General features: G+C 45.9%; 10 protein-coding genes and 2 pseudogenes. 7 read left to right on the forward strand and 5 right to left on the reverse strand.

Annotation, left to right across the window (positions count from 1 at the left end):
• The 4 genes and pseudogenes from IM496_RS04390 to fba all read left to right on the forward strand — a co-directional run.
• Positions 1–421, forward strand: a pseudogene (locus IM496_RS04390) (IS1634 family transposase); the annotation flags it as partial.
• 225 nt (positions 422–646) lie between these two features.
• The gene (locus IM496_RS04395; RefSeq protein WP_287661325.1) at positions 647–949 is read left to right on the forward strand and encodes a hypothetical protein; all 303 of its coding nucleotides are present in this window, start codon (positions 647–649) and stop codon (positions 947–949) included.
• Positions 835–1,962: an aldo/keto reductase gene (locus tag IM496_RS04400; RefSeq protein WP_287661326.1), complete on the forward strand. Its 1,128-nt coding sequence runs from the start codon at positions 835–837 to the stop codon at positions 1,960–1,962. The genes IM496_RS04395 and IM496_RS04400 overlap by 115 nt, the downstream gene beginning before the upstream one ends.
• A gap of 132 nt (positions 1,963–2,094) precedes the next feature.
• A complete protein-coding gene (fba, locus tag IM496_RS04405; protein ID WP_002744497.1) occupies positions 2,095–3,174 on the forward strand; it encodes a class II fructose-bisphosphate aldolase in 1,080 nt (359 codons plus the stop codon).
• 242 nt (positions 3,175–3,416) lie between these two features.
• Here fba and IM496_RS04410 read toward each other — a convergent pair.
• Together IM496_RS04410 and IM496_RS04415 are read right to left on the reverse strand one after the other, a co-directional pair.
• A pseudogene (locus tag IM496_RS04410) lies at positions 3,417–3,623 on the reverse strand (hypothetical protein).
• A complete protein-coding gene (locus IM496_RS04415) occupies positions 3,541–3,756 on the reverse strand; it encodes a hypothetical protein (RefSeq protein ID WP_223212993.1) in 216 nt (71 codons plus the stop codon). Before IM496_RS04415 ends, IM496_RS04410 begins: the two are co-directional and overlap by 83 nt.
• Positions 3,757–3,815: 59 nt before the next feature.
• On the opposite strand from IM496_RS04415, the gene ctpA reads away from it, so the two are divergent.
• Positions 3,816–5,054, forward strand: a complete 1,239-nt coding sequence (gene ctpA, locus IM496_RS04420; RefSeq protein ID WP_287661327.1) for a carboxyl-terminal processing protease CtpA — start codon at positions 3,816–3,818, stop codon at positions 5,052–5,054.
• 350 nt (positions 5,055–5,404) lie between these two features.
• Positions 5,405–6,709: an ABC transporter substrate-binding protein gene (locus tag IM496_RS04425; protein WP_287661328.1), complete on the forward strand. Its 1,305-nt coding sequence runs from the start codon at positions 5,405–5,407 to the stop codon at positions 6,707–6,709.
• A 603-nt stretch (positions 6,710–7,312) separates the two neighbouring features.
• Here IM496_RS04425 and IM496_RS04430 read toward each other — a convergent pair.
• Together IM496_RS04430 and IM496_RS04435 are read right to left on the reverse strand one after the other, a co-directional pair.
• On the reverse strand, positions 7,313–8,500 hold the full coding sequence (locus IM496_RS04430; RefSeq protein WP_036395883.1) for an FtsW/RodA/SpoVE family cell cycle protein: 1,188 nt from the start codon (positions 8,498–8,500) through the stop codon (positions 7,313–7,315).
• Positions 8,501–8,571: 71 nt separating this feature from the next.
• Positions 8,572–9,516, reverse strand: coding sequence for an isoaspartyl peptidase/L-asparaginase (locus tag IM496_RS04435; RefSeq protein WP_287661329.1), 945 nt, complete (start codon positions 9,514–9,516; stop codon positions 8,572–8,574).
• Between the two features lie 542 nt (positions 9,517–10,058).
• Between IM496_RS04435 and IM496_RS04440 the strand changes: the two genes are divergently transcribed.
• Positions 10,059–10,181 (forward strand): hypothetical protein, encoded by a 123-nt coding sequence (locus tag IM496_RS04440; RefSeq protein ID WP_287661330.1) that lies wholly within the window; start codon positions 10,059–10,061, stop codon positions 10,179–10,181.
• A gap of 2 nt (positions 10,182–10,183) precedes the next feature.
• On the opposite strand, the gene chlP is transcribed toward IM496_RS04440, so the two are convergent.
• Positions 10,184–11,401 carry a geranylgeranyl reductase gene (chlP, locus tag IM496_RS04445; protein ID WP_194016680.1) on the reverse strand — a complete coding sequence of 406 codons (1,218 nt, stop codon included), beginning with the start codon at positions 11,399–11,401 and terminating at the stop codon, positions 10,184–10,186.
• Positions 11,402–11,742: the final 341 nt, after the last annotated feature.

Raw genomic sequence — 11,742 nt, forward strand, 5'->3', positions numbered from 1 at the left:
GGCATTTCGCTGTTATAAGTCAATTGATTTAAAGGTACGTCCTATCTATCATTATAAGGGTGATAGAGTCAAAGCTCATATCTTTTTATGTATGTTGGCTTATTATGTGGAATGGCATTTAAAACAGTCTTTGGCTCCTTTATTATTTGAGGATGAAGAAATTGATGATAGTTGTCTGAATGTGATTAAGGCGAGTCGCAGTGAATCGGTGCAATCTAAAGAGAGAAAAAAACGGAATCAAGAGAACCTCCCTGTGCATAGTTTTCGGACTTTGTTGGAAGACCTGGGGACAATTTGCTTGAATACAGTGGAATGTACGATTAGGGAGGGAAGTTATCGTTTTTCTAAGATAACTCGACCGACCCAACTGCAACAAAAAGCGTTAGATTTATTGGGAGTTTCCCTAATTTGTACCCAGTAACGGGGCGCTGGAAATTCTCTTAATCCCTTCTACAGCACAGGTTATGGCCTTTTGTCAACGGGGAAGTCCAGATATACTAAGGCTTTGAGTTTTTATTAGATTGATATTTATCAACTGTAGAGCATTGCTGGGCAGAGAGGGAACTTGAGGAATTTTCTACAGTGTAAGTTCGGAAGAACCAAATATATTAGCTATTTTCCCCACAACTCCCTAGAATCTTTTAAGATGATCGCCAAGCCTTTTTTAAATGATCCTAGCTTGCAACCAGAGAAAACAAGTCAGTTTAAGCAAGTTTTAATCTCTTTAAAGCATACGGCTATGGCAATCCTCTGGCAAATACAAGAATACGAAAATCAAGAAACTAAACCTCTCAATTGGACAGACTTTTATACCTCGAATAAATCCGTGAATCAATGCGTTATCGACGATTTGGCCGTACTAATTGGCAATTTTCGCTGTTTTCCCTGGGGACAATGCGCTGTTTGTCCTCAGAGTCGGTATTTGCCGCAACACTCGATCGCGCCCTAGAATTGGGGATTAATCACCTAGAAACGGCCAGAGGTTACGGTAATAGCGAAGTTTTTCTCGGTCGCTACCTGCAGCGTCAAGGGGTGCGGGAGCGGGTTTATCTGACTACGAAATTAGTCCCCACTCCCGATCGCCAAACTATGGAAAAAGCGATCGCCGAATCCCTAGAACGATTACAATTAAATTACCTCGATTGTCTAGCAATTCACGGTATTAACACCCGCGAGCATTTAAACTGGATTAAAGACCCGCAAGGCTGCATGAAAGCCGTTTTTATGGCCCAGGAAGCTGGAAAAATCGGCCATATTGGCTTTTCTACCCATGCACCCCTAGAAATTATTCTGGAGACGATCGATACAGATTTCTTCGCTTTTGTCAATATCCATTACTATTTTTTTTGGCAAAGACAGCAACCAGCGATCGCTTTAGCCAGAGCAAAGGACATGGGTGTGTTTATTATTTCCCCTGCTGATAAGGGAGGTAGTCTCCACAGACCTCCCAAGAAGCTAGAGGAATTATGCGCCCCTTTTTCACCCCTAGAGCTAAATTATCGCTTTTTATTGAGTGATCCGCGCATTACTACCCTCAGCGTCGGGGCAGCGATCCCAGAGGAATTAGAGGCAATTATTAACGTATCCGAACGAGATCAGCCCTTAGATGCGGCAGAAATTGCCGTTTTTAAGCGTTTAGAGGCACATTTAACCGATAAATTGGCTACAGATTTATGTAGCCAATGTTATCAATGTTTACCCTGTCCCGAAAATATTAACATCCCTGAAGTGTTGAGACTGCGGAATCTGGCAGTAGCTTACGAAATGACCGATTTTGGCCAGTATCGCTATCGAATGCTGGAAAATGCTGGTCATTGGTTCCCCGGACGCAAGGCGAATAATTGTACTGAATGTGGTGATTGTTTACCTCGCTGCCCGGAAAAATTGCCGATTCCCCAGCTGCTATTTAATACGCACGAACTACTTAACGGCCCACCGCAACGGAGATTGTGGTCATCTTAGGACGAAACCCGAAAAAATTTTTTTTGGGGATCGTCAAAGTGTAAAAACTATCTTAAGATTAACAGGTAAGAGAATTAACTTTCTTGAATTTAAAGAGACAAAAAACAAGAAATAGATTAAGGAGTAAAGGATATGGCACTCGTCCCCATGCGGTTATTGTTGGATCACGCGGCTGAGAACGGATATGGCATCCCCGCTTTTAACGTAAATAATATGGAGCAGATCCAAGCGATCATGCAAGCGGCGGCAGCCACCGACAGCCCCGTTATCCTGCAAGCTTCTCGCGGTGCGCGCAAATATGCAGGGGAAAACTTCCTGCGTCACCTGATCACCGCCGCGGTGGAAACCTATCCTCATATCCCCATCGTGATGCACCAAGATCACGGTAATGAACCCGCCACCTGCTACTCGGCCATCCGTAACGGTTTCACCAGCGTCATGATGGATGGTTCCTTAGAAGCGGATGCTAAAACTCCCGCCACCTACGAGTACAACGTTAACGTTACTGCTGAAGTGGTAAAAGTTGCCCACTCGATCGGTGCTAGTGTGGAAGGAGAACTCGGTTGTTTAGGTTCCCTAGAAACTGGTAAAGGAGAAGCGGAAGACGGCCACGGTTTTGAAGGGGAATTAGATCACTCGATGCTGTTAACCGATCCCGATGAAGCGGTGGATTTCGTCGAAAGAACTCAAGTAGATGCTTTAGCAGTAGCCATTGGTACTAGCCACGGCGCTTACAAATTTACCCGCAAACCCACCGGCGAAATTCTCGCTATTAGCCGTATTGAAGAAATTCATAACCGCTTACCCAATACTCACTTGGTTATGCACGGTTCTTCCTCGGTTCCCGAAGATCTCCTCGAATTAATCAACCAATTCGGTGGCGCTATCCCCGAAACCTACGGTGTTCCCGTGGAAGAAATCCAAAAAGGCATCAAGAGTGGTGTGCGTAAAATCAATATCGACACCGACTGCCGTTTAGCAATTACCGCCGCAGTTCGTGAAGCACTATTCAGCAACCCGAAAGAGTTTGATCCCCGTTTCTTCCTGAAACCCTCGATCACCTATATGCAGAAAGTTTGTGCCGATCGCTATCAACAATTTGGTACCGCCGGTAACGCCAGCAAAATCAAACAAATGTCCCTCGATGATTACGCAGCCAAATATGCTAAAGGGCAATTAACCCAAGTCAGCAAAAAAGTTGTGGCTGTCTAGTAGCTGAACAATTAAGCGATCGCTTAATGGCACCGATCTAGGAGAATTTTTTGGGGTAGTTAACCATAACTACCCTCTTTTTTATGGGAATGCCTTCAAGGGAAAGAGTTGTCAGATAAGAATCGATGGCTCTCTTGGGTTTGGTGGGTAAAATGTATTCTAAGATACAGTTCCGCCAGCGAGTGAGTGGGGTGCATCTCACATTTGCGGGAATACCGACAATCAGCAATTATCAGTGACTCTTAGATGATTACAAATATATCAGCAGCTGCGTGTAAGCATCCCACCGAAAAGCTCATGCGCTCCGGGGTTTGGGTAGGGTTGATTCATGAATCAACCCTACCCAAACGGGTGGTTTGGGGGGTTCTACCCCCCAAAAGCTGGGATTGAGCGATAAAACCGAAAGTAATGCCCGATCTTAGCCGAGAGTTTCCCCGTAAAAATCCCAATTGGTAGATTTACAAAAATGAGATGCACCCAGCGAGTGGAACGAACCACAAAGACACAAAGGACACAAAGATTGATCGCTCCTATATAAGTTAAACTGATCACACAAAGAATAAGAGAGCCAATCGATTTCAGAGAAAAGACTATACTGAAAATAATCAGCAGATCAGCACTTGATTTATAAGAGAAGCAAGATGAGAAAAAAATCGTTGTGGGTGGGATTATTAGTGGGATTTTGGTTTTGTCTGACTTGGATGGCATGGACACCCACAGCAGCCGCCTTTAGCGAAGAACAAAAATTACTACTGCAATCTTGGCGATTAGTCAACCAATCCTATTATGATGACACATTTAATCATCAAAACTGGTGGCAGGTGCGGGAACAATTCATCAAAAAACCCCTCAACGATCGGACGGCGGCCTATAATGCGATCGAACAGATGTTAGCCACCCTCGATGAACCCTTTACCCGTCTCTTGCGACCGGATCAATACCATAACCTACAAATTAGCACCACGGGGGAATTATCGGGGGTAGGACTGCAAATTAATATCAATCCCGACAATGGTTACTTAGAAGTGGTTGCCCCCCTTGCCGGTTCTCCTGCCGAGGCCGCTGGTTTGACTAGCCACGATCGCATTTTGTTTATTGATGGTATCGATACCACTACTTTAACCCTCGATGCGGCGGCGGCAAAAATGCGCGGGACTGCCGGAACAGAAGTTTCTTTGGTGATTCTTCCCTATCAAAAAAGTCAACCAAAAACCCTATCTTTAACCCGTCAACGCATTTCTTTAAGTCCAGTGGTGGCGGTTTTGGATAAAAATTCTAGTTCCTTGCCCATCGGTTATGTGCGCTTAAATCAATTTAGTGCTAACGCTGCTAAAGAAGTCTCGGAAGCGGTGACGAACCTACAAAAACAAGGGGCAAAGGGTTATATTTTGGATCTAAGAAATAACCCCGGTGGTTTACTGCAAGCGGGCATAGAAATCGCTCGGATGTGGATTAATCAGGGAACTATCGTTTATACGGTTAATCGTGAGGGAATTGCCGATAGTTTTGCCGCTGCTGGCAATGCTTTAACCGATGCGCCTCTAGTGGTTTTAGTCAATCAGGGAACCGCCAGCGCCAGCGAGATTTTAGCCGGAGCATTACAGGACAATCAGCGAGGGGTTTTAGTGGGAGAAAAGACTTTCGGTAAGGGATTAATTCAGTCCCTATTCGAGTTACCCGATGGCGCAGGATTAGCGATTACCGTAGCTAAATATGAAACTCCCGGCCACCATGATATTCATAAGTTAGGAATTATGCCGGATCAACTGGTGGCCCAGGAACCGATCACCTATGAGGAAATCGGCACCGAAAAAGATAGTCAATACCAAACCGCGATTCAGTTTTTAAACCAGAACACCGTTTTAGCCAAAGCTTCCTAAGTGGGGTTTACTGAAAAAGTTTGTTGGTGGGGTGAGGCAGGAGATAGGGATTTAGAGATTGAGGGGTTTAGGGGTTTAGGGGTTTAGGGGTTTAGGGAAATTTCAGCCAAATGCTCTACTTCCCCATTTCCCCACTTCCCCACTTCCCCACTTCCCCACTTCCCCATTTCCCCACTTCCCCACACCCCACACCCCACGGCATAGATCGAACAAATTAGCCATTTTTTCCATCAATATCTAAATTAAGATGAAAACCTGTTTGATTTGAAGAGAATGCTAACATCGATTAGAATTTTCCCAGTCCGGGTTTTTCAGCCTTGCAACCTTAACTCATCCTTGATTTTACTGCCATGCAGAGATATATTCGATCGCCCCTAGCCCTAACCCTGAGCATCAGCCTCTTAGCTAACTTTTTAACCGCTTGTAATAATGCCCAAACCCCGGATAACAACGCCTCTAGTCCCACCACCACTGCCCCCGGTGATCAAGGCTTAAAATTAGGAGCCTTACTGCCCATTACTGGAGATTTAGCCGCCATTGGTCAAAATATGCCCGAAGCAGCCGCCCTAGCGGTAGAGACTATCAATGCCTGTGGTGGAGTCAATGGCAAACCCGTCACCCTCGTGAAAGAAGATGACCAAACCGATCCCGCCGCCGGTGCTTCGGCGATGACGAAACTAGCGGAGGTGGATAAAGTAGCCGGTGTGATCGGTTCTTTTGCCAGTAGTGTATCGGGAGCAGCCGTCGATGTGGCGGTGAGAAATAAAGTTATGTTAGTCTCTCCGGGTAGCACCAGTCCCGTATTTACTGACAGGGCGAAAAAAGGCGATTTTCAAGGTTTTTGGGCGCGGACGGCTCCCCCGGATACCTACCAAGCTCAAGCTTTAGCAGTCCTAGCTAAGAAAAAGGGTTTTCAAGATGTGGCCACCGTCGTGATCAATAACGATTATGGAGTCGGATTTGAACGGGAATTCGTGAGTGCTTTTGATAAATTAGGCGGTACTATCACTAATAAGCAGAATCCCGTCCGTTATGACCCGAAAGCTGCCACTCTCGATAGTGAAGCGGCGGCTGCCTTCGCTAACCAACCGGATGCTGTAGCGGCAGTCCTTTACGCTGAAACGGGCAGTTTATTACTACAAGCGGCCTATAAACAGGGGTTGACCAAAGGAGTTACTGTCCTCCTCACTGATGGGGTTTATTCGGAAGATTTCACCAAACAGGTGGGGAAAGGAACCGATGGTAAGTCAATTATTGCCGGCGCCCTAGGTACAGTCCCGGGGGCCGACGGTCAAGCTTTAAGTGCTTTTACTACTCTCTGGAAGGAAAAGACCGGCAAGGATGTCACCGCTTTTGTTCCCCATACTTGGGACGCGGCGGTTTTATTGATGTTAGCAGCTGAGGCGGCTAAATCTAACACCGGGGAAGGGATTCAAAGCAAGATTCGTGAGGTGGCTAATGGTCCGGGGACGGAAGTAACCGATGCTTGTCAAGCTATGGAAATGATTCGCAAAGGCGAGGATATTAACTATCAAGGGGCCAGTGGCAATGTGGATATCGATGAAAATGGCGATGTGGTCGGTAGTTACGATGTCTGGACTGTTAAGGATGACGGCACTCTCAAGGTTATCGATCAGGTGACACCCAATCAGTAATCAGTAATCAGTGATCAGTAATCAATAATCAGGAGGCAAAAGGCAGGAGGCAAAAGGCAGGAGGCAAAAGGCAGCTTTATTCTCCCCACACCCCCGCTCCTTTCTCCCCTCAACACCCACGAAGTCCGTTGACAGCAGCATACTTTGTGCTTTTTGTCAAAAAAACTTTTTTTTTGCAATAAAACTACACAAAAAAAAGATCATCGTTGTGGGTGAAATTGACTCATTTACCCGTCTTGATTAGGATTACCTTCTAGCTGTGGCAAGGGTTTCAAGCGTTGATGTCCAAAAAAGCACAAAATAGGCCACTATGAAATTCAGTAAAATCGCTGTAACCATAATAACATCGTTGTTAAATAAAAATCTTTCTCAATTAATTTTTAAGAATTTGTAAATATTGCGGAATGTTAATTTAAATATTCTCAAGTTTTTGGAGTCAATACATGATTTTTGCTTATCTTTGTCGAACATTGGGTTAGGAGTCGGTCGTCAGGAGATAAGGTGATAGGGTTTTGGGGTTTTGGGGTGTTAGGGTTTTGGGGTCTTGGGGTTTTAGTTCAATTTCCCCACTTCCCCACCTCATAATTCATAATTCATAATTCATCACTGATGACTGAAAACCGAGACAGTTTTCTGAGGACTTTTTTTATTGGTGGGAACTGGATCGGGGTCATTTTCTTCCCTAGCCACCCGGATTAAGAGGGCGGCTAAAAAGAGACTGGCTAAACTGGAACTGCCGCCATAGCTAAAGAGAGGGAAAGGTAGGCCCGTAGTGGGTAAAGAACCAGTAGCCACACCGATATTTAACAGAGATTGACCGATTAAAATAACCATCGCCCCGATCGCCACTAATTTTTTGATGCGATGACGACATTTAACCGCCACGATCAGGGCGAGAGTAGCGTAGAGAAATAGCATGATTAACAGTAAAATACCGCCAATAAAACCAAATTCCTCGCCAAAGACAGCGAAAATAAAATCCGTATCTGGGAAGGGTAGATAAAATAATTTTTGTTGGGATAAACCGTAACCGCTGCCAGTGGTTCCGCCAGAACCGATCGCCAGTAAACTCTGCACTAATTGATAACCATCACCCCGGGGATCCTGCCAGGGGTCTAAGAAAGATAAAATCCGTTTTCTCTGGTATTCGCGGAAAGTAACACTAACCACGGCCATGGTTAAACCCAGTAAAGCACTACTGGTCATGTAGGATAAAGGCAGACCGGAGGCAAGAGCGATCAGCCAGAGAGTTATACCACACAGAGCAGTGGTACTCAAGTTAGGTTGTAAGAGGATGCCGGCTAGAATTAGCCCAAAAATAGCGATCCAAGTTAACCGTTGATTGACATTTAAACGCGGCCATCCACCGAAAACCGCCGCTCCTTGCAGGACGAGAAACGGTTTCATAAATTCCGACGGTTGCAAGAGAATCGGCCCGATTTTAATCCAACGGGTGGCACCATTGATATTAGCTCCCAAACCGGGGATGAGAGTGATCAAAATTAATCCTAAAACTAATAAAATCATCCAGGGGGCGATTTTGAGGAGTTTCTCGATCGGCAATCGCACCAAGAAATTAAAGCCAATTAAGCCAATCCAAAGCCAGATTAATTGGCGGATAAAATAGTATAGTCCGTTATCAAAGCGACTGTCAGCCAGAGCGTAGGAAGCAGAAAAAAGCACCACTAACCCGACTAACAGCCACAAAAAAGTCATCCAGCGCAATAATCGCGCTTCGGCTGACCAGTTTTTCACATCGGGGTCAAAAATAGGAATAATATATTGCCACACGGAGATTTTTCGAGAAGAAGTATCTTGCACAGATTAACCGAGAAGACTAGGCTCGATCGCAGTTTGTTCCACTATCCGACGGCGACATGACCGATTAAACCCGCATTTTCACCGTGCCATTCTAGGGTATCACCGATCGCCTGACCGTCGTGATAGGCAGCCAAGAGAATTTCCGCCGTTTTCCCCCAAACAATATTACCCTGACGATCAAGGGAAATCATGCCCAGATCCCGACCATTAGTTTGGGATTCGTGCATCGATTTCTCCACGGCAGCGGCGAGGGAAAAACCATCGGTGACGCGAATGACCACTTTAGCGGCTAAACACTCATCGATAATATCTTCCCCGACCCCCGTACAACTTACTCCCGCCCATGGATTCGCATAATTGCCGGCCGGCATGGCACTGTCACTAACGCGACCGATTCTTTCTAATCCCTTACCTCCGGTAGAAGTTCCGGCGGCGATGTCTCCTTGTTGATCAAGAGCTACTACCCCGATAGTTCCCCGTCGCGCTGAGGAGTCGGCGAATAAACGGGCCATTTTGCGATTAAAATTCGTCTTTCTTTCCTCCATCCATTCTTGAATCCGATAATCGGTTAGGGGATCATAGAGGGGAATTTGTAATTCTCTGGCCAGATCTGCAGCCCCAATTTCCGAGAGAATGCGATCCTCTTGACTTTGGAGAAATTGAGCCAGGCTAATGGGATTCTGTACCCGCGAGACGTTAATGACACCGCTTAAACGCTGGTGACGACCATCCATCAAGGCTGCACTCATTCGCACCTGACCGTCCGATTGCACCACCGAACCAGTCCCAGCATTAAATCGCGGTTCATCCTCCAGTAACATACATCCTTTTGTCACCGCTTCCACAGCAGTAGCACCATTGTCAAGGAGGTTGTAAATATTCTTGACAATCCCCCGGAGAGAATCGCGCACTGATTCTAAACCACCTTTATCCTCTAGGGAACTCGCTCCCCCATGAATAATTAACTTCGGATTTACTCTGGTCATCGAAAAATTGAGTCCGAAACCCCGTCTCTTGAGGACGGCTTTACCATTAAATAGTAGCGCATTTACACCATCTATCTTGACTTCCCCTTTAACAAAAGGGCATAAACTGTCCTGTCAGCTGCCCGCGCATTTAAATTGCTTAACAGCTTATCATACTAAATCCAGTTATTAAAAACTGATTATTTATTCTCCGTTTTGCCTGAGTGCCTCTCTTGATATGTAGTCCATACTCAACGGATGGCCGTATTACTTCCGATTTTATCTCTCAATCCAAGCCTTTGGGGGGTTCTACCCCCCAAACCCCCCGTTGGGGGCGTGGCGCCGCCCCCAAACCCCCCGCGCATTAGTTTTTCGGTGAGATGCTTACACGCAGCTGCTAATACATCTGTCATAATTTAAGAGGCACTCCTGCAAGGGGAGTGCCTCTCCTGATATGTAGCCTATACTCAGCGGATTTATAGTCATTTCAGATAAGTCTGATACACTCTAGACCGACAAAACCCTTATGAACTCTGGGATTGATATTCTCAATCTTAATTGAAATGACTATAGTATCAAATATTTTTTCGGCATTTTTATTTGAATTAGAGAAGACAAGAAGGGACAACCCAAAAGAAAACCCAACCACCGCCATGGGGAGATTGGGTTTTCCGGTTATCAATTGATTTTAAGGGGCCAAAGCGTTACCGCGCAGGAGAGAACCGATGGTTTTAGCGGTAATCTTCATCTGTACGAGAGGATTAGCGGGAACAACGGTTTTATAGAGATAACTGTCAAAAGTCATCTTCTGTACATCCTTATCGGAACACATTTCCACAAAAGCTTCCCGGGTGGCATCGGTACGGTAGAAAACCCGTTGCAGGATATCTAATACCAGATAGGTCATACCGTATTTCTTATCCCAACGCTTGAGGTAGAGTTTCAATTCGTCCTCTGTGGGAATACGTTGGCCGCCGTTAGTGACTTCGACAATGGTTTCGGCACACATCCGCGCCGATTTAGCGGCGAAATAGATGCCTTCTCCCGAAGACTTGGTAACTGTTCCCGCAGCATCGCCTACGAGGGCCACGCGACCAACTACACGACGAGGACGGGGATGTTCGGGGATGGGGTGAGCTTCCACGCGGATGATTTCGCCCCCTTCCAGACGACGGGCCGCGCGAGCGCGAATACCAGCTTGTAGGTCTTTGATCATGGCTTTATTGACCTTCATTGTGCCAGTACCGACGGCGACGTGATCGTATTTGGGGAATACCCAAGCGTAGAAGTCGGGGGATACGTCTTTTCCTACATACATTTCGGCCAGGTCTTCGTAGTAGGCCATTTTATCTTGGGGGAGACGGATGCGTTCTTGGAAAGCGATCGCATAGTTGTAATCCCCGGCATCAATAGCTTTAGCAATGCGGGAATTAGCACCGTCGGCGCCGATAACCACATCCACCTTCAGAGATTTCATTTCCCCTTGGGAATTGCCGTGGGAGTGATCGGCGTAGTGTAGGGTATAGGGATCGGTGCTATTGGTGGGAATGTCGAGACCGTAAACGGTTCCGTTGATTAAATGCGCTCCTAATTTATGGGCGCGTTCTCTCATAAAACCGTCGAGGACTTCCCGACGACACATTCCGATATATTCCTCTTGATTATCGAGATTAATATCGACTTCGACGTTAGAGGGGGAGATCATTTTCATTTTTCTCACCCGGCGATCGATAATTTCAGGAGGTAGGTCAAATTCGCTCACCATACAGAGAGGAATCGCTCCACCACAGGGTTTAGCATTATCTAATTTGCGTTCAAATAAATAGGTTTCAATGCCTGCTTTAGCTAATGTTTCTGCCGCCGAAGAACCGGCCGGCCCTGAACCCACAACAGCGACTCTTAACACTCAGGTTTTCTCCTACATACTTACGAGCGAGTACGCTTTGCAGTGTACCACAGGGGTTTAGCCGAAAGGAACGATATCCTCCGATTCTGCCCGATCTTGCAACAGTGCTTAACATCCTCTGTTACAAAAGTTTATTTTACTGCCCGTAGATGTTTTTTAATCGATGTGTTGTATTGTGTTACACCCGTAGAGAAAAAAAGTGCTAACCTGCATTATTCATGAAGACTTTGGAAAATCCTCGAAAGCCTTGGCAAGAAGTTCATCTAGCGATCTGGCTGAAAAACAGTCTGTTTTTTGAGATGTCCTCACAATCAGGTTTTTGCCAGTTGGTGAATAATGCA

Origin of the sequence: Microcystis sp. M049S2 (genome assembly GCF_020245625.1) — a bacterium.
GTDB classification, from domain to species: Bacteria; Cyanobacteriota; Cyanobacteriia; order Cyanobacteriales; family Microcystaceae; genus Microcystis; species Microcystis ichthyoblabe_A.

What these genes read in the sequence shown, in the direction of transcription:
- IM496_RS04435 (WP_287661329.1), bottom strand. Translation starts at nt 9,516, where the DNA reads ATGACCAGAGTAAATCCGAAGTTAATTATTCATGGGGGAGCGAGTTCC.
- ctpA (WP_287661327.1), top strand. Translation starts at nt 3,816, where the DNA reads ATGAGAAAAAAATCGTTGTGGGTGGGATTATTAGTGGGATTTTGGTTT.
- IM496_RS04395 (WP_287661325.1), top strand. Translation starts at nt 647, where the DNA reads ATGATCGCCAAGCCTTTTTTAAATGATCCTAGCTTGCAACCAGAGAAA.
- IM496_RS04400 (WP_287661326.1), top strand. Translation starts at nt 835, where the DNA reads ATGCGTTATCGACGATTTGGCCGTACTAATTGGCAATTTTCGCTGTTT.
- IM496_RS04425 (WP_287661328.1), top strand. Translation starts at nt 5,405, where the DNA reads ATGCAGAGATATATTCGATCGCCCCTAGCCCTAACCCTGAGCATCAGC.
- IM496_RS04440 (WP_287661330.1), top strand. Translation starts at nt 10,059, where the DNA reads ATGACTATAGTATCAAATATTTTTTCGGCATTTTTATTTGAATTAGAG.
- fba (WP_002744497.1), top strand. Translation starts at nt 2,095, where the DNA reads ATGGCACTCGTCCCCATGCGGTTATTGTTGGATCACGCGGCTGAGAAC.